A 21,701-nucleotide genomic window follows, 5' to 3' on the forward strand; every position below is an offset into this window, starting at 1 on the left:
TTATAAAAATAAGAATATACCGTGAATAATTTGTGAATAATTTGTGAAATCACCTACAACTTCAAGGAAATGAATAATGCCCGTGTTCATTAATATTATACACATTGTAAAGGTGATAATAAAAAGAATAGGCTTCCGGTGTTTTGATATATATCACAATTTATCCATACTAAATGAAGTAGTATCATAGGAGGATCTAATGAAGTTATTTTAGGAAGTATTAAAAGGTAGAAATTGAGGAATACATACTTTTTAATAATCATAACCCGGTATTAGCCCCCTAGAATGCAGGGCTAATACCGTCTTCGATGTTTTAATTGTTTCCACTGTCTACTTGAAAGGGTACTAGGTTACCCAACGCTTTTACGTCCTTATTTGTTTTCATTTGTTAAACTTGCGATTACTTCTGCAATGGATGTGCTAGGCTGTTTACAAGCAAAGTTTTCACAAATATAAATAGTTGAATGATTATCTATTTGTTTATACTGCGTTGCAAAAGATGCAATCGTACTAAATTGATCTGGCGAGGAAGCTACTAAAACCGAGTAATGAGGAGAAAACAATTGCTGCAACGTGTGAAGCAGCGACTGAACTTCACCCTCCAAATATTCTCCTAAAATAACAATTTCTTTTCTTGGTAACTTTGTGAGTAGTAAGCTTTGCAAAAATTGAGTATGTCCACTTCCATATTGTCCTATTTCATAAAAAGTTGTAAACATCTTTTCAACTTGCCTGCTATAAGACTCTTCCCCTGTCAGATAGGATAAACGCAATAGCTGCACGGCAGCAACCCCGTTTCCAGATGGAATAGCCCCGTCATATACTTCTTTATCTCGTACGAGTAGATTTTCACCATCGTTTCCGTAGAAAAAGAAACCGCCTCTCTCTTCATCCCAAAGAAGAGTATTCATATCATTTGCAATCTGCTTTGCCTTTTCAAGGTAAGAAAGATCAAATGTAGCTTCATACATTTCGATATATGCCCATAATAAAAACGCATAATCATCAATAAATCCCTTGAACTTTACTTCTCCATCCCGATAACGAACCATAACACGACCATCTATAATAAGACGATCTTCAATAAATTGAAGTGCACGCTTTGCCATCTCTATATATTCTGGTTTTTGAAATACTTGGGCAGCCTTTGCTAAACCTGAAATAAACAAAGCATTCCAAGCCGTTAATATTTTATCATCACAATGCGGATACACACGTGTGCTTCGTTTTAGCAAAAGCGTTTCCTTCGCAGCTACTACTTTTTCTTCTAGCTCTTCTTCCGTAAACCCGTAACGTTCAATACGCTCCCAATTCGTATGGATAAGATTTGGGATATTTTCACCTTCAAAATTTCCGTACTCCGTTATATCAAAGATTTCTGCAATTAACTCACCCATCTCGTCTCCGAGCGTTTGCAAAATTTCTTCCTTTGTCCAAACATAATATTTCCCTTCTACGCCATCACTATCCGCATCCAGTGCCGAATAAAATCCACCATCTGCACCTGTTAATTCCCGTTTCACAAACGTAATGATTTCATCCACAATTTGTGCATAGCGCTTATCTTTAAGCAATTGATACCCTTCTGCATAGGCATGCAACAATAAGGCATTATCATAGAGCATCTTTTCAAAATGCGGGACAAGCCATTCTTCATCAGTCGAATAGCGTGCAAATCCCCCTCCTATATGATCGTAAATACCCCCATTTGCCATACCATCTAGCGTTTTCTTTGCGTAATGCAACGCCTGCTCATTGCCCGTAAGAAGATGATATCTGTATAAAAACGTAAGCATGTGCGGAATCGGAAACTTCGGTGCACTCCCAAATCCACCGTAAGTACGATCAAAACTGTGAGCAAGCTCATCAAATGTTTTATGTAAAGACGAATCATCTAATTGATTAGAAGAAGGAGCAGCCTTCTGCCTTAATGCCTCCGAGATTTGCTCTGTAATTCCCGTAATCCGCTGCGCGTCCTTCGTATAAGAATCATATAGTTGAACAATAACATCCTTTAAGCCTGGACGACCAAACCGGCTCTCCTTCGGAAAATACGTCCCTGCATAAAATGGCTTTTGATCCGGTGTTAAGAACACATTCAACGGCCAACCACCCTGACCCGTCATCATTTGACAAACCCGCATATATATTGAGTCAATGTCAGGACGCTCCTCGCGATCCACCTTAATCGCAATAAATCGGTCATTGATAAGCTTTGCTACTTTCTCATCCTCGAATGACTCGCGCTCCATGACATGACACCAATGGCAAGTTGAATAGCCAATACTAACAAACAACGGCTTATTTTCACGTTTTGCCTTTTCAAACGCTTCTTCTCCCCATGGATGCCAGTTGACAGGATTGTATGCATGCTGAAGTAAATAGGGAGATTTTTCTGTAATTAATTTATTGGGTTTCTTATTAGTCGGCATTAGACCACCTTCTTTCTTATAAAAAATTGTCCTTGCAATTAATTTTACCCTAAATAAAAGAAAAGACACTAAGCTTATGCTTGTGTCTTACTTGTTACATTACATTTTAAATATTAATACGTTTCATAAACCATGCAACCAATGAAATCTGGCTGCTTTTATTTATTCAGAAAGTTATCTAACCCAAAGCAGGGGGATGAAGCCCCCTGCTTTGGGGAAGTTTTATTTTATTGCCAAACTATATTCTTCTGAAAGTTTGTCGATGATGTTTTGGACAGATAAAATTTCTTTCACTTCATGGACTCTTGCACCCGCAAATACTAGTCCATTTTCTATATCACCTTTAACAATTTTGTACAAAGAATCTAGTGTACAAAAACGGTAAGAACAATTTTTAAGGCATTTTTGACAATTATTTATTTTCAATTTGTTTGTACCAGTAATACTATCAGTAAAAGAATTAGCAATGGCTCTTCCTTGTAGGCCCACAGACGTTTTAACTAGAAGAATATCTTCCTTTCGCGCATCGATATATTTTTGCTTAAAGGCCAAAGGAGCATCACATTCGTGACTTGCTACAAACCTAGTTCCCATTTGTACTCCAGATGCCCCTATTTCAAGGGCTTTTGCAATATCCTCGCCAGTCATTATCCCTCCTGCAGCAATGACTGGTATGGAAACAGCTTCCACTACTTCTGGAAGAATATCAAACATAGGTCTGTCTGTTCCAAGATGTCCACCAGCTTCAAATCCTTCAACCACAACGGCAGCTGCTCCAAGTCTTTCAGAAATTTTCGCTAATTTTGCAGAAGAGACGATGGAAAGAACCGGAATTCCTGCTTGTCTTCCCCATGAGTACATATCTCTTGAAATCCCTGCGCCAGAAATAATGAAATCTACTTTTTCTTCTAGTGCGACTTTCATTTTTTCAGCAAAATCATTCATGGCAAATAACACATTGACGCCAATATATCCAGATTCTTTTATAGAGTTTTTAGCTTTTCTAATATGACTGCGCAGTTCATCAACCGAAATTCCTGTACCAGAAATAATGCCGATACCCCCAGCATTTGCTACAGCTGAAGCAAGCTTACTTAGGGAAATACCGACACCCATCCCTCCTTGCATAATAGGAACTTTTGGCATGATATGTCCGATTTTTAATTGGGGAAATTTCAAAGTAATTCCTCATTTCAAATGGTTTTTTAATAATTATTTTGAAGTTTAACACGATATTATTTTATCGAGTAGTGACGTTTGTCATTATGTGAAGTAAAACGATTATTACCCTATTTACATAGGGTTAATAAAGAAAATACACGTAATGAATTTCATGATTGGAACATGTTTTAGGGGTGTATTTGAGTATGTTTATTAAATAGGAATTTCCCCAAATTCCCTGGCCCTAATTTGGTACTAATAGAACAACCCTACTCATATTCTTATAAAAGAAAACAATAAGAAGGAGTGTAAAGTTGTTGAAAAAAGTTAAGGCTAATTTACGGCCCATTGTAAGTCAGATAAATTTACCCACTATTTTGAAAACAACTATACTTCCGGGTGACTCAATGGAAAGATTATTTATTGCAACTCAGGTAGGAGAGATCTTTTACATAGGAAACGGAGGTTTAAGGACTTTTTTAGATATTCGCCCGCGAATCATAAAACTAGGTAGTTCTGGTGGATATGATGAACGTGGATTGCTAGGGCTAGCGTTTCATCCCAAATTTTATTATAACGGTCTGTTTTATCTTCATTATTCAGTGGCTGGAACACAAGGTCCAGGTGCTCTTGCTGAATCTTTTGAGCCTAACCCGTGTGATTCCAAAACCTTAAACCTGAAGTGGATAAATAGAGAAACGGGGTATGATCATATTGATACAGTTGAAGAATGGATTTTACAATCAAATGGTCAACCTCAAAAACGACGGACATTACTTAACGTAAGAAGACCATTTTTAAATCATAATGGTGTCAATAGCTTAAACTTTTCACCTGAAACAGGAAAACTTGTTTTAACAACCGGAGATGGTGGATCAGGCTATGATCCATTTAATTTAAGCCAGGACGATATGGAAATCGCCGGTAAAATAATTGAAATTGATGTAGTAAAGAATCCATTTATCGATAATCCACCCGTAGTCACACGCTTTAATGAACTTCCCTCATCTATTCAGGAAACGCTTACGGTAATTGCCAAAGGGGTTCGCAATATACCCGGCATTTCATTTCAAAAATTTTATAATCAGTATATCAAGTATGTAGGAAATGTCGGACAAGATTTGGTAGAGTCCATTTTTTCATTCATTCAATATAAACCGATACCGGTTACTCAGCTTATTCAAGCTTCTTTAATGGGATCTGAACCTGACCAAGAAGGATTAATTAACTTTGGCTGGCGAGGATGGGAAGGTGCTTTTCCTACTTCAATGATAAGGGGCTGCATGGCAAATCCAACTTTGTATGAAAAAACAATTGTTTATGACAACGAAGCAGTAAAAACTTCAGTGCGGCGTCTTCAGCCTCTAACTAGTTATTATCATAAAGATCAAAGGCCCGATAAGTTTGGAGGAACTGCACTTACAGGAGTTCAGTCATATATGGGGAATGAAATCCCTAATTTAACGGGAAGCGTTGTGTTTACCGATCTTGCCCGGATTGAAGAATCCGGGCCACCGATTAGAGGGGTTTTAGCTTATACCAGAGTAAGAACAGATTGTAAACTAAATGATTTTAGTGTGATTGAAACCAATTATAATTTTGGGTCTCAATCAGCTTATTATGTTAGCTTGGGAACGAATCTAAATCAAACCAGATTATATTTAGGGGTTTATGGCTCTATGAAAGTGGCTGATTTTAACCAAGGTACTGTTTTTGAAATTGTTCCATGATTCATATCTCTTTCTTGTATTAATTGAATCGAAAATAAACAAACAAGACACAAAAAATGATTCACCGGCTTGTTTACATTTTTATTTTATAAATAATATAAAAGAAAAAGACGGTCATTTTTGTCCGTCTTATTATCGGAAGTTTTCTGCAATAAATCTGTTTTCTTCATCAGCTGTCAACAATCTTGTAGCCGCCCCAATGTTACCACCTTGCCAATTCCAAATTTTATTGTGAACATCAACGGAGTTTGAAAAATCACCTTTTTTCCAGTGATAATACTTCAATGTAGAAGTCCTTATTTTTAAATTTAGATTCTTTCGCCACCTTCAACATTTCGTCAATCTTTTCGTCAGTTATTCTCTCCAAACCCCATTTTTCTTCGGCATAAACTTTTTGGTGCGTCATTTTATGAAGTGTCTGCTGAAACTCATATTCACTCGCCTCCGATTCTTTCGATACTGGCTGAAAGTTTGACGCAACTGCTGTTTCCGGCGGGGATTCAACCTTTGCTTCTGCCTTTCCTTCACCATTACTCGTAATCACATGATAGGCAAACTTACCAATAAAGAAAATGCTGACAACTATTACAAGCGAAAGAACAATAATGCCAGCCCAATTCATTATTTTGTCAAACAAACAAATATCCCCCTTTGTCAACTTGTATACTTATCGCCATTTTATCATTCTTTCTTTCAACATTTATTAAATGTTACCTTTTTTTACAATTTTTTTATTATTCATTAAGTACGATCATGCCCTTTCAATATTTTAGTTTACATAATTATTTTATGCTCTACTAATTATATACACAAAGAAAAGACGAGGCTATTTCCCCGTCCTTTCCTCTTCTTACTTGTATGTATGACCGTAACTTAACTTATTTATTAGCTGCCTCCATTAACATAGCAATTTCTGCTGGAGAGAAATGAGAAAGTACTTCAGCCTTTGCAGCTTGTTTTTGTTCTTGAGTTAGATTCTTCCTGTTGTTATATAGTTCAATACTATGCATGATCTGGGATGGAGATAATCTTTTTTCAACAAATTTAACGGCATCTTGTTTTGTCTCAACTTTATCTTCTTTTGCTATTGCTGTAACTGTCGCTTCATCTACTTTTTGAGAATTAGGAACTTTATTGTCAGAAGTGCCATTTGATGCATTCACAGCTGATATACTATTGCCGCTACTAGTAGAATTTGTTGCATCGGGTGATGAACTTGATGGTGTGCCAGGTCGTTTGTCAGATTGTTTTGTTTCCGATGAAGTCTTTACATTTGCTAATACTTGTTGTTCTAGTTTCTGATTTTTTAATTCATCTGATAGCCCTTGTGATTTTACTGTCGATAAAATATTTTTACTTACAGTCTCTTCTATATAATGTTTTGCATAGAAACCACCCATTCCTAAAATGGTAACAATTCCAAGTGAAATAAGTACTCCTTTTTTCACCTTATGTCTCCCCTGTCCTTATTAGCTTTTTATGTTAAACATTGATTGTATTAACATTTCTCTTATTAAGTATATAAAATATTTTATGATTATTATATTATTTTTTGATTATTTTTTTTATTATTATATAATTAATAATTGTTAAATTTATAAAATGAAGCTACCACTACTCGCTTCCCTTTATACCTATTTTTCAAATCTCTTTTATTTTCCATTTTTTTATTATGCATGATAGAGGTCATTCCACCGTATGAATGTTACATAAGAAGAATTAGCGGGGAGGATAAAGGAGTGCCAAGATATCGAATACTTTCGTTTGATGGCGGTGGTGTTCGCGGGGTATTGTCTGCTGTTTTGCTCGAAAGATTATGTAAAGAGTTTCCTGAGCTCGTTAGCACAAGTGACCTTATTTCAGGTACATCTGTTGGTTCTTTTCTCGCTCTTGGCTTAGCTATTAATCAATCTCCCTTTGATTTACTACAGTTATTTTCCAAAAAGAATCTTACAAATGTATTTCAGGCTGGTATCCGCTGGCCAATTCTACGCCCGAAATACAGCAATGCTAGATTAAAGAAAATACTCCGTGCAATATTCCCTGATCAGGTAAAGCTATATGAAATACAAAAACATGTCCTCGTCACCGCTTTTGATTTGTCAGGTGTAACCCGTTCTAATTGGCGACCCGTTTGGTTTCATAATTATCCTAGTTCAAACACAAATCATGTAAATGTACTTGATGCTGCTTTAGCAAGCGCTGCTGCCCCAATCTATTTTCCTTCGTACATGCAGCTAATCGATGGAGGAGTCTTCGCAAATAGTCCGACCGTTGCCTCTATCGCCGTTTCTGTAGATGAACGCTATGGAAATCGGAATCTCGATCAACTCGTTATGCTTTCTATTGGAACAGGTGCTGAAAAACTAATGATTACACAAGATACAAGTGAATGGGGTTTTCTACAATGGGCATTTAATCCTCCAGAAAAACAGAATCCTGGAGAGCCGAACTTTCCATTACTTTCCGTTATGTTAAACGGAACAACTGAAGCAAACGTGATGTACAGCCAAAGCTTACTCGGCACCCGGTTTCATCAAATAAATCCACCGTTACCTGAAAACGTAGCACTCGATGATATAGATGCGTACGATTTACTCGTAGAGACTGCCATGAATACAAATATAAACAAGACCATAGAATTTTTGCGAAAAGAGTGGTATTAAAAAAAGGAGAATAAGAATGGGAGAATTCTAGCTGAAATATAGGTAGATATTATTTGAAACTTTATTATTTACTCATGGCATACCAGAATAAAAAGCCGACAATGTCGGCTTTTTGATTTATTTTACATTCATTCCTTGCCCTTTGACATAGTCCTTCATGTATTCACGAGATTTACTTGATAGCATTTGAACCACTTGGCTTGTCCATGTGTCAGATCGTTTTCCGCCCGTACGATTTATGTAGTAGTCTTGAATGACTTTATTGTATTCCTTTAAATTTTCATTTCCTTCATCTAAATTATCATTATATCCATCTTCATGATAAATTTCTGTAAATGGTAAGCGTGGTTTAACACTTCCTTCATGCAATGGATATCCAACTGTAAGTCCAAATAGAGGAATAACACGAGATGGGATGTTAAGCAGGCTTGCAACTTCCTCTAAATTGTTACGAATCCCACCTATGTAACATATACCTAACCCCATAGATTCTGCTGCAAGCGCGGCATTTTGAGCAGCAAGTGCAGCATCAATAGTCGCCACCATGAAATTTTCTGTGCTTCCTAAGAATGAGGAAAGATCAACTCCTTCTATCTTCTTTCCTAACACTTCATGGCGATGCAAATCTGCACAAAAAATGAAGAAATGACCATTCGTTTCTACATAAGCTTGATTGCCAGCTATTTCAGCTAGTTTTTTCTTCTTTTCTTTATCCCTTACCCCGATAATCGTATACGCTTGCACATAATGAGAAGTTGCAGCAGCTTGGGCACTTTCTACAATAGTACGAATTTGTTCATCTGATAATGGTCGATCTTCGTATTTTCGAATAGAGCGATGACGTTGAATCGTTTGTATAACTTCGTTCATGAAATATCCCCCTAAAAAATTTCTCTCTTTAATAGTAACGAATTTACAATGAAAAAGACACTAATTTTATAGTGTCTTTTTAATGTATGAGATTTTTTAAGGTCTCCGTATGCTTACGGTCTTCGTTAATAATATGATGGATAATAACTTTGCTTTCTTGGTCTAAATCGCCTTTCAGTTCCTCCGATATTCCTGTAGCTAAATTTTCTTCGTTTTTTATCGCTGTTTTGATAATATCATCATTTGATTCGGGATAGCCTTTGATATCGCTAAACAGTTCCTGCACCGAACTAATAAAGCCTGCATCACGGACAGGTATACCACCTAAATTCTGTATACGTTCAGCTACAGTGGCAGCATGTTGTTTATGATTTTGCTGAATACGCTGCAACGTTATCTTTACCTCCGCATCCTTAGCATTATGAATCAAATGCTCATAAGTATGAATTCCCATATATCGCCCTTTTATAAAAGCGTTCAGTTCCTTGATTGCGACTTCCTGCTCCATCCTATCTGTCCTCTCTCATAGTTTCGTCTATATGATGCCACCTATAAGAAAAATTATGTAAAAAAAAAGTATGCGATCGCATACTTTCTCAGGCTTTTTCTTTCATTGGAATCGGAACTGTTTTGACTTCATTATGAATCAAAAAGGATGTAAGAAATGCAAGGATACTACCAATCAGACCGAATAAAAATAAATGCTGAATACCAAGCAAGAAATCACTAGAAGTTGTTAAGAACGATCCCATAATTGTTACACCAATGGCCGTTCCGATATTACGTGAAAACAAAATAAACGATGTAGAAATTCCCATTTCATGACGTGCAACAAGCTGCTGTGAGCCTAACAAACTTACGGTTGAAATTAACCCGAACGCCAGCCCTTGAACAATCATCGAAAAGAAAACGTAATAAAAGCCAGATCCAGCATTCAAAAGTGCAAGTTGAATCCCGGATACAACGAGTAAGGCATTACCTATGATTAGAAGTGTGCGATACCCAAAACGTACGATTAAATTCCCCGCAGGTACAGCTGCAATCATCCACCCAATTGACATACCGAGCAAAGCAACACCACTCATAACTAAAGATTGATTCGCTACTTTTTGTAGAAAAAGCGGAATATAGCTAGATGTTCCGAACAAAGCGACACAACCAACGAATCCGTTCACATTCATCCACTTAATTGTTGGATTTCGAACGAGAGAAAGCGGAACAATAGGAGATTCTTGTTTCTTTTCATAAAAATAGAACCCGACTAAGATAAGGGCACCTATGATTCCGTATACGACTTGGTTGCTACGTACAATTGTAACAAGTAACACAAGACTTACCCCAACTGCAAAAATAATTGCACCGATATAATCGACGCTTGCCTTTTTCGGAGTATACACTTCCTTATATGGTAAGAGAGCCAACAGTGAAATTAGGCAAAGTGGAAGGTTTACGAAAAAAATCCATCTCCACGTCATATACTGGACGAAGAACGCGCCAAGTAAAGGAGCTAACACAGCAGAAAGACCCCACATAGCCGTAAAGAACGCTTGAATTTTACCGCGTTTTTCAATTGGAAATAAATCTCCTGCAATAATCGCTGGAAACGGCATCATCACACCTGCTCCAATCCCTTGCAAGGCACGGAACAGAATTAACTGAACCATATTCTGCGACAATCCGCAAAGAAATGATCCGCCAAAAAATAAAATAATACCAGCTGCAAAGACATGCTTTCTTCCAAATAAATCGGATATTCTCCCTGCAACAGGAGAAAGAATCGTACAAAAAATCATATACGATGCAAACGACCATGCGTAAAGCTCAAAATGTCCTAGCTCCTTAGCAATAATCGGCATCGTCGTATTCATAATCGTCGAATCCATCGACGCAACAAGCATCGCAATCACAATGCTCACCATAACGACTGTTCGATTTTTCACATTACTCCCCCATTCTATAATAGAGAAATTATACACTACACAAGGTGCTATGCTCAAAGAAATTTGCTTATGAAAAAGGGGAGTTCCACACATTCGAAATATAAGGAATATTTAAACTTATACATAAGCACGGACAACATCATCTATATGTTTCATCGCTCGATCCTCTAAAACAGGCCGAAAATCTATATAATATTGATAGGCGAAGCAAAGACCAGAAAATAGATCGATTGTTGGCGTATACAAACCATCCTTCTGTAATTTCTGACAGTCTAATAAATAGGTTATATTTCGAAAAGGAAAATAATTTCTCGTTACAAGATTCATATCAGAGATCAAGCTCTCATCAATTTTACTTGTATACGCTCGCTTCTTAACAACCCTTTCCGCAGTTGAAATAAGTGTCTCCCAAGTAATTGGATCCGGATAACTGAGATTATAAGCTTGGCCATTCGATTCCTTATTAGACATCACACTCTCTAAAACACGAACGGCATCGCGAATATGAATAAATTGTACATGGGAGTTACCTGATGGATAAGGTATAGGAAGCTCCTGCTCGATTCGATTAAAAAAATATGCCTCTCGGTTCAAATTGTTTCCTTCTCCATATATGTAAGACGGTCTGAAAATGGTAATAGGTAATCCATTATCCTTATGCATTCGAAATAAAAACTGTTCAGCCTCTTGCTTTTGTAATCCGTATATACCCCAATTTATATTTTCTCCGCATGGAAAATCTTCTTTTATAACAGATTTCGATGGTTTATATACAGCTCCCGAACTGAAAAATACATATCGTTTTAGCTTTTCCGTTTGGATAAATGGAATCAGCTTCTCTACCTGATCACGTGTATAAGCAGAAATATCGAAAATAAAATCATATTCCTTATATGCTAGATTGTCTTTTAAATCATCAGGATTATTACGATCACCAATGAAATGCTTGCGATACCCCTCATAATCTATCTGCTTCAACCCTCTTGTAAAAATATCAACAGTATAGCCTAAGTGAATAAAATGCTTAGCTAAGGCTTTACTGACAAACTGACTTCCACCCATCACTAAGATTGTAAACATCGATTCATCTCCTAATCATTTCTGATAAACGTTTTTCTTTCCTGATCCACTTTATATAATAAATCACCCATTCATTATTCATATTTTACCATGGTAAATTATTGATATGAAGAATGTTCTTTATCATGATTCTCATATATTTATACTATCTCTTAGAAAGGTACTCCTTATTACATCTCAGTTCATGCCTTTATTGTTATTTTTTTATTTATTCATAGATGAAAAGAAAAGCCAGGGAGGAGCATGGATATGACACAATGTAATCCACCAAAATTAGCGGTAAAATATGTCCGACCAGCCAATGACGAAAAGCCTGTACACGGCCGTAAATATACACTAATCCATTCAAATGGAACAGGAGATCTTTTATTAACTATTAATTACAGCTATGACCTTGAAACAATTGATGAAAAGATGCGCGATGAAGTTCTTGCCGAATGGATGATTGCTCCGGACCACGTCCCTGCTTTATTTGGAGTCGTACTCGTAAGTAACGGACAATTTTCAGAAGAGATAGCAATGCAAAGATTTACCATTTTCGAACAAGAAATGACTACTTCCCTGCAAGGAATTATACAGGGAGATGAGAAATTCTTTAGAACCTACCCAGCATTGCAAAATGCCCCCATTTATATTTATTTTCAATCTATTTATCCTGCCTATGCCGGATTATATTATTATGGAACACCTAAACAATACCTTTCATAAGACCTTCAAGACTCTTTCCGTTTCGTTCATTGACGAATGCTTCGTTCGTTTTTATACTAATAAAAGCAATTATAGTTAGGATTAGGTGATACCCATGGATTTTCAAATACACTATCTCTCCTTTTACGTCGTTCAAGTGGAAGGTAAAGGAGAGCAAACGACGAAGTATTATAAACATTTTCAAACATTAGATCATGCAGAATATGAAGACAGTGCTTTAAAGACTTTTTTGGATGGTGAACTGATGAAAATTTCAAAACGTAAGGTAGATCGCCATCCAAAGTCCGAGCAAGTACCAACGAAAATTGGCTATTTTATTGTGGAACCAGGTCATGAGCTTGCTTCCAATCCAAACCACAACATGTTACAACGTGTCCGATTTGCAGAAAACAAAGAAGATTTTCGCACGTGCAGTGAAGCGGTCGTAGCCTCCTATGTAGACACAAGCGCTGTTCGCGGTGGGGTATTTCTTACTGTTACTGCAACATTACGTGAATATTTCGACGCTCCTTTTTTATTTCTATTAAAATGTGATTTTGAACCAAAGGTTGCCTCCATTTCAGACGAAGCAACGCTTATCAACAACGTAGAAATGGCAATCACAACGAAAAATATGAAATCCATCCAATACCCCTACATGCCAGAAGAAGGCATGATAGAAGAACGAGAATTGAAAATACATCAATCCTCTCACGCCCGTTATTTTGAAGACTTCTTAAAGTTTGTCGAGTATGAACAATCAATGCCAGAAATTATGAAACGTGAAGTTATGACGATGGTATACGACGAAATCGAGGAAGTATTTCAAGAAGGCAGCGAGGAACGAGAAAAATTCGACGAATCAATGGAAATTTGGGCTGCCAGTCCAAAACGTGAAATTCAAGAACATTTTAGTACGGAAGAAGTAATCGAAGCATCTGCTCAAATCGCCCAGCGTGCGCCAGACGTGGAGTTAAAACTAAAGGCAGACCATATAGCTGTGAAGGGATTGCTGACAGACTTTGGAGAGCAAATCCATATTGCCAAGGTGAATGAACGATATGTCGTCATGATTGAGGCAGATTCTCTTGTATTTGAGAAGGGATTTTCTCCAATTGAGTTTTTAAAGCCAGATGAAATTGGAACGGTGATGGAGCGGATTGTAAGGAAAAAAGAAAACTGATGTATGTGATCACATTTGTGACCACAAATCACTAAAATTTACGGTTTTAACATTGAATAAAAGCTTACAAAATACTATTTTAACGAATGCCAATATAAGGCGTTCGTTTTTTTACTTGTAAATATACAACTATATTGTGATGACTAAAAATATATGGATACTAAAACAGTTGAATTATAGTTTTACAACCAAGTGATGCACAATATTTTTTAGTGTCATATGTATCACTTCTCAAAGTTGTGCAATATTAAAAAACGCTCTTTATTTTAATCTAGAAGAGCGTTAAATGCAATTTTAAATAATTCATCTACATTTTTTCAACAAGATGAAATCGTCTCTGTCTTTGTGAACAAGTTATTCACACATATATTATCCAATGCTCAATATGGTAATTGAAATTTTGTAAATCACCAAACTTTGATAACTCAGCATATTGTTCAATGTTTCCTGACTCCATCCTTTTCCCCTCCTTTCCTTAGGCATAGTTAAAGAAAGGTACACCTTATTTAAACGAGTTTGAAGGCGTACCACTGTTGTACTCAATCATATGTAAATCTGGATCAATATTCATCTTACATGTTTCTCAAATGCACGACCTAACTCTACATTCCAGTCATGAACTTAAATGACTTATCCATTATTCTTAATTAAAGTTAATATAGCTTGAGCAATTACAAGTTCATTAATCTCACAATCTGCTTTATAAAGTGCTTCCTCATGTGATGCTGCTTTCACTATCAAAGAAATTAGAATAGTGATTCGATAGCACCCTTCAAAAACTGTTTCAATGAGTAAAAGTTATATTTATTTTAAGGCATAGTAAGGATTTTCAACCAACGGAATTCCTGTTGTTTCATATCTAATGAATTGATTTTCACCGTCCCATTCTTCATCAACGCACATTACTCTTCTTAAACCAAATCCATCTAATTTTTTATCTTCTTCCTTTGTTATTAGAGCTGTAAAGTAATACTTTAATAGAATATTATAGATATTGTCTCCATCTGGTGACTCTTTTTGTAATTCTTCGATTATGTCTTTAAAATAAATGTTTTTACAAACTACGTGTTCTTTTATAAACGAAGTTTTTTTCTTAGCTTCATATATTTGTAGTGCGGTTAGCGAAATGTATTTATGTACCCCCAAGCCACTCCAATCATAATTTATATCTAAAATTTCTTTTGCAGAAGACTTTAGGCATCTATAAACAAATCCTTGAATGAAGTTTGTACTATTATTAAATGTATGTACGGATTCTGGGTCCATTAATTTTATTGCTTTATAATTTCTAATTAACCATACTGATGCCTTCTTATAGACTAGCTTCTCAGCAGAAGTTATATATTTTAACATTTTTAATCCCTCACAAATCAAAATATAAATAATTCGTTTTTTCATTATAAAAAAATAATTTCATTTTATCTAGGTATTCACATACTCCATAACAGCCATAATCCCCATATAAAGTTCCTACCACTCATTCACCTTTAATTTTTCAGTACATAGTTTTTAATCACAAACCGGACTGAATCTTAATAATCTTTTTACAAAAAGAAAGGCCACCAGCAATTTTTATCATATAAATAAGAGTCCTAAGAATGGTAAAGCAAGAGGTATACAATTAACTACTTCACTCACAAATTTACTTCAGGAACTTAAAGTACAGAATAATAAAAGAAAAAAATCCTTGGAAAACCTACAATCCTTTAAATCTTGTCTTTTGTAATTCGAAGGAAAATATCTGTGCACCATCGGAGATAACAAGAGCTATGAAGCGAGCATTAAAAGCCGTAAATCTTCCTAACATTAGGCTTCATGATTTACTCCATACTCACGCAACAATCTTATTGCAGACAGGTATCCACCCTAAATTTGGTAGTTAGGGATTAGGGCATACAAAAATCGGTATAACTTTGGTTACATATTCAGAAGTAACTAGTACTATTGATGAACAAGCAGTTGATACTTTAGAATATATGTTAGATTAGAATTTAGGGAAAAATATCCAATACTTTCGCGGCACACAAAAACAAAAAAGACTGAGTGCCCTCTGGTCTATAAAAAAAGAAATTCATGATATCCCTTGATATAAATGCCATGGCGGGACTGCGTAGGAATCGAACACATCAGCGACTACACCAACGGCTCAAGCGGTTTTGAAGACTGTGGGGACAATAATAGATTATCCACTCATTAATGTTTGAAATGAGGTTTTAACATGACTTACAAACGGAATAGATTGTGGTATGCAGTTATGATCATAATTGTGATCGTTGCAGGGTTATATTCAAGAAAGATGGCTAAGGTTATACCAGATTTTTTAAATACATATTTAGGTGACGCTCTGTGGGCTTTAATGATTTTTATTGGTTTTGGTTTTATTTTTAGAACGATGAAAACAAAGTTCGTTGCATTACTAGCATTATCATTTTGCTATCTTATAGAATTCAGCCAATTGTATCATGCTAATTGGATTGATCATATCAGGGAAACAACTTTAGGCGGTTTGGTATTAGGATATGGATTTTTATGGAGCGACTTATTCTCTTACTCTATAGGAATTGGAATAGGTGTAATGATTGAGCTTTTATTTGCAGTAATTCGAAGACCTAAAGAAGCAAATCAGTAAAATCAAAAAAGCCATCATAGAAAGTCATTTTTACTGACTTTCTAGACAACCTATTCTTACTTTCTAATACTATTTAAAAAAATGAAGAACTTGTAATGGAATTAACCTGTAACATTGGTATGAACTGATCTTCTACACAATTGTTTTTACTTAAACTTCTCCCTTCTCTATTTCTCTTATTAACATGAATGGTTCGGCGGCATCTACGCCAATATGCTTCCCCCAGAATTTTGCCACCTGATTTAATGATTCTAACGATCGTGGATGAGGATAACTCCGAAGTTCGCTTTGATATTGTCTCATTGCTTCTAATTTTTTCGGTAAATAGTCAGTTATGTCGACATAAACATTTGGTAAGAAGGCATTGTTTGAAGTTTGAGCACTCCATTCTGTAGAAGATGGGGTATTATAGGCCAATACTCTCCTAACAGAATAGTCGCCTATTGGCCTTACGGCAACCATGGTCGCTTCGAATACAACTTGATGATCATTATTAATATCGCCATAAAAATGTGTATACACAATTTCCGGTTTTATATTTAGAGCAGCCTTTGCTACTTGTTCATTTAAGTCTGCTTTTGGAATAGTATCTAGTTTCATATCTGGAAGATCAAGATAGATAACTTCAGTAATTCCTAGAGTTTCTTTTACTTTTTCTAATTCCAATTTTTTTTGCTGTATTTTTCCAACTTGGTTTTTATACTGGGTTGATGATCCTTCGGTTACCATCAGAATAAAAACTTCATCTCCCTTATCTACATGCCTGGCAATCGTACCTCCTACCCCCAACACCTCATCATCTGGATGTGCAGCTATTATTAACACGCGCATTATCGCATCCCACCTTTGTATGAATTCCTTACAAGTAAATCAAAAATATCACCATAAAAAGTTCTCAGCATATTTCATTGCCTCATTAGGAGCTTCGAAATAAAAATCTAATGCCGTACACCCTTTGACAAAATTCCCGCCATGGCTCTGAGGGTACTCTGGCTGAGTAAATTGTTGATATTCAACTTTAATCCCGGCATTATCGAAAATCTCATCCCTCATATACCCTTTTGCTCCCATACCAGAAAGATAAATATCACCGTCTACTTCCTTTGTAATATTTAGCATAAGCTCATCTTTTGTTCCTCTTGTGTTAAGATCAGAAGCCTTTATATACGTAACATCCATTTTATAGAGGTCAAACGTAAACAACATGGATTCGAAAATAAGATCATATACGGTGTTGTAATGACTTTCTAGCAACAAATGGTGCAAACGATCTTTACATTGACTCCAACCCGGTGTCTTATTGTATCGATGCCTTAAAGTCTGAAAATGGTGCTCCAATATTATGTTCTGAGACTCAGCAAATAAAAGATTTCTTATTTCAAGATGATCAATTTGATGATTTTTTGCATTAACAGGAATAGTCAAATATTTTGGCCCTTTTTGCGTAGAATACATACATCGATGTTGGTAATCACGTTTCGTAAATTGAACGTTATCTAAGATGACAAATAGATCACTATTGGCTATTTTGTGCAATAATCCTAACCATGTAAAGTATTGAGGTTGATGGATTGAAACTTTTTTTGTCAATATTCTCTCCCCCTTAACATGTCAACGTTCCTTCCAATTCCATTACTGTACTGATTTCGCTACTTTATAACATGAGAGAAGAGGTGATTTCACAATTAGGAGAAGTTCCACAGATCATTTGTATGAAGAAAGGAATATGTTTATTCTTTTGTTCTGTTAATCATATATTTACACGAACCGAGAATGATAGAATGCAATTATCTATTAGAAAAGAATAGTAGTTATTAATCTTTCACATCGCTACGATTCCCTTTAAAAACTGGCATAGTAGCGTGACCTGCTTGATTAATTCCTTCTGATTTAAAAACTATTATTGCTGTTAACAATAGGATCTTTAAATCAAGAAACAAAGACCGATTGTTAACATACCATACATCTAATTTAAACTTTTCTTCCCATGTGATTGCATTCCGTCCATTTACTTGAACCCAACCGGTTATCCCTGGTCTTACTTCATGACGTCTTGCTTGTTCTGGCGTGTAAAGAGGCAGATATTCCATCAATAAAGGACGTGGACCTACGAAGCTCATATCACCTTTGACTACATTAAAAAGTTGCGGAAGTTCATCAATACTGTATCTCCTTAGAAACTTACCGAAAGATGTTAATCGCTTCTCATCTGGTAATAGTTTCCCGATACTATCTTTCTTATCTGTCATCGTACGAAACTTATATAAATAAAAGGGTTTTCCATTTAACCCTGGGCGTTGTTGTTTAAATATTACTGGTTTACCCATATTAATAAGAATTAAAAATGCTGTTATTATCATAATCGGAAGTAAAAGTATTAAGCCAATGAAAGAGGCAACGAAATCAATTATTCTTTTCATGTTATAGCACAGAACACCTGTGACTTCAGTCATGGGAGGAATGTGCGTTGGCGCACGCCAAAACACTCCTGTGCTGCCTCCTTTCGTGATATAATTTAATTTAGATAAAGGAGAAAACCGTTGAATATGGAAGGCACTCCCTTACTCGTTTTGCTCTTTGACAAGATATGAGGTTGTTACAAAAAGTCGTTTGTAGCGTAAAATCTTAGACGCATTCGTCTGCTTAGTTGGATGTGGAAGTTAAGTACTGCCACTAGGCAACACCGCCTGCGTAACGGTTGCTATTTGGGTATATCCCTTGTAGTAGGGTAGCAGTCAATCTGCCCACGATGTAACACCACCCTAAGGAAGGAGTCAAAAGACGTTTGTACTTCTGGGTAGTTACAAGCTTGCGACTTCAGTCGTTAGTAATTGACGATGTTCCTCTCAATCAAAATTAAATTCCAGAATCAATTCAGAATATAATTAACGGAAAATAAACTACAGTAACTTCAAATCTATGTTTCGAAGAGGTGGTAATTTATTACAATCAAATCGTTTTAACCAGAAATTCAATAAACCATTGTTTAACCCTTCAATAGTTATAAACCCACCTAAATATCCATTTTCTTTTAATACTGGCTCTAAATCAGAAATCATTTCTTTGTATCTTTCTCCACCACCGAAGGCAGAGGTATACCATTTTGGTTCGATTCCTAACTCTTTCTTTATAAAATCCCCACACGGTTCAATTTCACTTTTATAAAAATTTAAAGGGTTACCACAATACGGTCTATGGTTCACACCATGGACACCGATAGTCATTCCAGCTTGCTTCATAACTAAAAATTCCTGTTTAGTTATATAAAACTCATCTATAAAATTTTGAACGGACCTAATTTTCGAAATAACCCTTTTCTCTAAAAATTTCCGACTTGTCTCTTCATCTAGCAAAAAATTTAGAATATATTTATTATATCTACGCAATTTGTCTTGTTCATAACTATAGATGGTACTTATCTTATCTATTTCTTTTATATTAAATTCTTTATTTAAATCATTCCAAATTTCTTTGTCTGAATACTCAGATAAAACCACTTGAACTAAATGAAAAATTGGAATAACTCCATTTACGATTGGTCCTGACAAGACAGTGAAATACGCCGGTAACCCTTTCCTCTTTAAAATTTCATAAGCAATTGTATATTGGTCTTTGGTAGCATCATCAAATGTTAATACGCATTTTGGTTTACTACTTATTTTATTTAAATCATTAGGACCAACAATCTCATAATGCTTGGATAATATATCTAATTGAACTTCAAATGTATCTGGAACTAATGGTTGTATCCCATTCCAACCTCTTCGGTTTCTTACATAATGATACATTACTGCAATATCTCCCACTCTTAACACACCTAATAAAATAATATTTATGAATCTATACTTAGTCTATTCTGAATTGTAATTCCATACTGATTTATTATAAAAATATTATCTCCACACATCATTTTTCAACTATTCGTACAACTTCAATGACGACGGTTCAGAATCTGTAAATACTCCCCCTGATATAAAAGTGAATTCTTACTCGCGATAATTGAAAGCATGGAACAATAAACAGTATCTCTTTGCGCTTCTATATTACTGTAATCTGGCGGAATCACTCAAACTGTAGGCGGTAATGTAATCGGTGTGATAGCGATCCCCCTAGGTGCTACTTCAACCAAAATGGGAGAACCGACGACTGTGTTTGTGGTCGTATTGATGACGAAGACCCTATCAATATTACCATTCGTTACATAAGCCCGATTACCATCGGGTGTGATCGCGATCCCCTGAGGACTGGATCCAACCGAAATCGGAGAACCAATGACGGTGTTTGTGGACGTATTGATGACGGAGACTGTATTATCTACACCATTCGTTACATAAGCCCGGGTACCATCGGGTGTAATGGCAATCGCATTAGGATTTGTTCCAACCGAAATCGGAGAACCAATGACGGTGTTTGTGGTCGTATTGATGACGGAGACCGTATTATCATCAGCATTCGTTACATAAGCCCTGGTACCGTCGGGTGTAATGGCGATCGCATTAGGATTTGTTCCAACCGAAATCGGAGACCCGATAACGGTGTTCGATGGAAGAAAAATGACGGAGACCGTATTATCACCAACATTCGTTACATAAGCCCGGAGACCATCAGGTGTGATCGCTATCCCCTGAGGACTGGATCCAACCGAAATCGGAGACCCGATGACGGTGTTTGTGGTCGTATTGATGACGGAGACCGTCTTATCACCAGAATTCGTAACATAAGCCTGGAGACCATTAAGTGTGATGGCGATCTCCTGAGGACTTGTTCCAACCGAAATCGGAGACCCGATGACGGTGTTTGTGGTCGTATTGATGACGGAGACCGTCTTATCAAAAATATTCGTAACATATGCCCGGAGACCATCAGGCGTGATCGCTATCCCCTGAGGAATAGATCCAACGGAAATCGGAGACCCGATGACGGTGTTTGTAGTCGTATTGATGACAGAGACCGTATCAGAATGAGAATTTGCAACATAGGCAAAAGGAATGACGGTAAACGAAACAATATTATCAATCGCCACCTCCGTTGTCCCATTGTCATTAGTGATAACCACTGTCCTATTACCTGAATCAATCCGAGATAGCAGACCTTCAACCCTGTCGCTTGATACGAGAAGTAAAGATAAGGTTCTATTCTTAAATCTTTGTAAATCCGTTAATAAATTGGACAAAATACATCCCTATCCTTTCGATTATTGTAGGGATTCAACGAAAATAACTAGGAGTGAATATGATAAACCCCTCATTTATACTATGATCGAGTATTCAAACACGTATAAACGAATGATAGGGACTAACTTCACTATTTTTGAGACTATTTC

At 36.2% G+C, this 21,701-nt stretch carries 20 protein-coding genes; 5 read left to right on the forward strand and 15 right to left on the reverse strand.

Annotated elements, in window-relative coordinates; genetic code table 11:
• Positions 1–371 precede the first annotated feature (371 nt).
• Both ACM5BR_RS05085 and ACM5BR_RS05090 read right to left on the reverse strand, forming a co-directional pair.
• Positions 372–2,432: a thioredoxin domain-containing protein gene (locus ACM5BR_RS05085; RefSeq protein WP_416826447.1), complete on the reverse strand. Its 2,061-nt coding sequence runs from the start codon at positions 2,430–2,432 to the stop codon at positions 372–374.
• 222 nt (positions 2,433–2,654) lie between these two features.
• Positions 2,655–3,578, reverse strand: a complete 924-nt coding sequence (locus ACM5BR_RS05090; protein ID WP_416827839.1) for an NAD(P)H-dependent flavin oxidoreductase — start codon at positions 3,576–3,578, stop codon at positions 2,655–2,657.
• A 332-nt stretch (positions 3,579–3,910) separates the two neighbouring features.
• Between ACM5BR_RS05090 and ACM5BR_RS05095 the strand changes: the two genes are divergently transcribed.
• Entirely contained in the window at positions 3,911–5,323 is a 1,413-nt protein-coding gene (locus ACM5BR_RS05095) for a PQQ-dependent sugar dehydrogenase (protein WP_416826449.1), read from the forward strand.
• A gap of 132 nt (positions 5,324–5,455) precedes the next feature.
• Here ACM5BR_RS05095 and ACM5BR_RS05100 read toward each other — a convergent pair whose 3' ends face one another.
• The 3 genes from ACM5BR_RS05100 to ACM5BR_RS05110 form a co-directional block, all read right to left on the reverse strand.
• Positions 5,456–5,608: a DUF6241 domain-containing protein gene (locus ACM5BR_RS05100; protein WP_416826451.1), complete on the reverse strand. Its 153-nt coding sequence runs from the start codon at positions 5,606–5,608 to the stop codon at positions 5,456–5,458.
• On the reverse strand, positions 5,580–5,960 hold the full coding sequence (locus tag ACM5BR_RS05105; protein ID WP_416826453.1) for a DUF6241 domain-containing protein: 381 nt from the start codon (positions 5,958–5,960) through the stop codon (positions 5,580–5,582). The genes ACM5BR_RS05100 and ACM5BR_RS05105 overlap by 29 nt, the downstream gene beginning before the upstream one ends.
• Before the next feature lie 241 nt (positions 5,961–6,201).
• A complete protein-coding gene (locus ACM5BR_RS05110) occupies positions 6,202–6,771 on the reverse strand; it encodes a hypothetical protein (RefSeq protein WP_416826455.1) in 570 nt (189 codons plus the stop codon).
• A gap of 291 nt (positions 6,772–7,062) precedes the next feature.
• On the opposite strand from ACM5BR_RS05110, the gene ACM5BR_RS05115 reads away from it, so the two are divergent.
• The gene (locus ACM5BR_RS05115) at positions 7,063–7,989 is read left to right on the forward strand and encodes a patatin-like phospholipase family protein (protein WP_416826458.1); all 927 of its coding nucleotides are present in this window, start codon (positions 7,063–7,065) and stop codon (positions 7,987–7,989) included.
• 117 nt (positions 7,990–8,106) lie between these two features.
• Here the strand turns inward: ACM5BR_RS05115 and nfsA are convergent, their stop codons facing one another.
• From nfsA to ACM5BR_RS05135, 4 genes are all read right to left on the reverse strand, one after another.
• Positions 8,107–8,859: an oxygen-insensitive NADPH nitroreductase gene (gene nfsA / locus ACM5BR_RS05120; protein WP_416826460.1), complete on the reverse strand. Its 753-nt coding sequence runs from the start codon at positions 8,857–8,859 to the stop codon at positions 8,107–8,109.
• A 79-nt stretch (positions 8,860–8,938) separates the two neighbouring features.
• Positions 8,939–9,367, reverse strand: coding sequence for a DUF2383 domain-containing protein (locus ACM5BR_RS05125; RefSeq protein WP_416826462.1), 429 nt, complete (start codon positions 9,365–9,367; stop codon positions 8,939–8,941).
• A gap of 88 nt (positions 9,368–9,455) precedes the next feature.
• Complete coding sequence (locus ACM5BR_RS05130) at positions 9,456–10,799, reverse strand: MFS transporter (RefSeq protein ID WP_416826464.1); 1,344 nt, start codon at positions 10,797–10,799, stop codon at positions 9,456–9,458.
• A gap of 117 nt (positions 10,800–10,916) precedes the next feature.
• Positions 10,917–11,879 carry an NAD-dependent epimerase/dehydratase family protein gene (locus ACM5BR_RS05135; RefSeq protein WP_416826466.1) on the reverse strand — a complete coding sequence of 321 codons (963 nt, stop codon included), beginning with the start codon at positions 11,877–11,879 and terminating at the stop codon, positions 10,917–10,919.
• Between the two features lie 249 nt (positions 11,880–12,128).
• On the opposite strand from ACM5BR_RS05135, the gene ACM5BR_RS05140 reads away from it, so the two are divergent.
• Positions 12,129–12,587 (forward strand): staygreen family protein, encoded by a 459-nt coding sequence (locus ACM5BR_RS05140; protein ID WP_416826467.1) that lies wholly within the window; start codon positions 12,129–12,131, stop codon positions 12,585–12,587.
• Positions 12,588–12,681: 94 nt separating this feature from the next.
• Positions 12,682–13,749, forward strand: coding sequence for a DUF3900 domain-containing protein (locus ACM5BR_RS05145; RefSeq protein WP_416826469.1), 1,068 nt, complete (start codon positions 12,682–12,684; stop codon positions 13,747–13,749).
• 804 nt (positions 13,750–14,553) lie between these two features.
• On the opposite strand, the gene ACM5BR_RS05150 is transcribed toward ACM5BR_RS05145, so the two are convergent.
• On the reverse strand, positions 14,554–15,102 hold the full coding sequence (locus tag ACM5BR_RS05150) for a hypothetical protein (protein WP_416826471.1): 549 nt from the start codon (positions 15,100–15,102) through the stop codon (positions 14,554–14,556).
• Between the two features lie 865 nt (positions 15,103–15,967).
• On the opposite strand from ACM5BR_RS05150, the gene ACM5BR_RS05155 reads away from it, so the two are divergent.
• A complete protein-coding gene (locus ACM5BR_RS05155; RefSeq protein WP_416826473.1) occupies positions 15,968–16,378 on the forward strand; it encodes a ribosomal maturation YjgA family protein in 411 nt (136 codons plus the stop codon).
• A 150-nt stretch (positions 16,379–16,528) separates the two neighbouring features.
• Here ACM5BR_RS05155 and ACM5BR_RS05160 read toward each other — a convergent pair whose 3' ends face one another.
• The 5 genes from ACM5BR_RS05160 to ACM5BR_RS05180 all read right to left on the reverse strand — a co-directional run bounded on the left by ACM5BR_RS05160 (position 16,529) and on the right by ACM5BR_RS05180 (position 21,401).
• Positions 16,529–17,209, reverse strand: a complete 681-nt coding sequence (locus ACM5BR_RS05160; RefSeq protein WP_416826475.1) for a PIG-L deacetylase family protein — start codon at positions 17,207–17,209, stop codon at positions 16,529–16,531.
• A 48-nt stretch (positions 17,210–17,257) separates the two neighbouring features.
• Positions 17,258–17,968, reverse strand: a complete 711-nt coding sequence (locus tag ACM5BR_RS05165; RefSeq protein WP_416826477.1) for a WbqC family protein — start codon at positions 17,966–17,968, stop codon at positions 17,258–17,260.
• 224 nt (positions 17,969–18,192) lie between these two features.
• The gene (locus tag ACM5BR_RS05170; protein ID WP_416827840.1) at positions 18,193–18,798 is read right to left on the reverse strand and encodes a sugar transferase; all 606 of its coding nucleotides are present in this window, start codon (positions 18,796–18,798) and stop codon (positions 18,193–18,195) included.
• Between the two features lie 480 nt (positions 18,799–19,278).
• The gene (locus ACM5BR_RS05175) at positions 19,279–20,184 is read right to left on the reverse strand and encodes a polysaccharide deacetylase family protein (RefSeq protein ID WP_416826479.1); all 906 of its coding nucleotides are present in this window, start codon (positions 20,182–20,184) and stop codon (positions 19,279–19,281) included.
• A 260-nt stretch (positions 20,185–20,444) separates the two neighbouring features.
• The gene (locus ACM5BR_RS05180) at positions 20,445–21,401 is read right to left on the reverse strand and encodes a beta-propeller fold lactonase family protein (protein ID WP_416826481.1); all 957 of its coding nucleotides are present in this window, start codon (positions 21,399–21,401) and stop codon (positions 20,445–20,447) included.
• Positions 21,402–21,701: the final 300 nt, after the last annotated feature.

Source organism: Ectobacillus polymachus (genome assembly GCF_048159605.1).
Classification (GTDB): domain Bacteria; phylum Bacillota; class Bacilli; order Bacillales; family Bacillaceae_G; genus Ectobacillus; species Ectobacillus polymachus.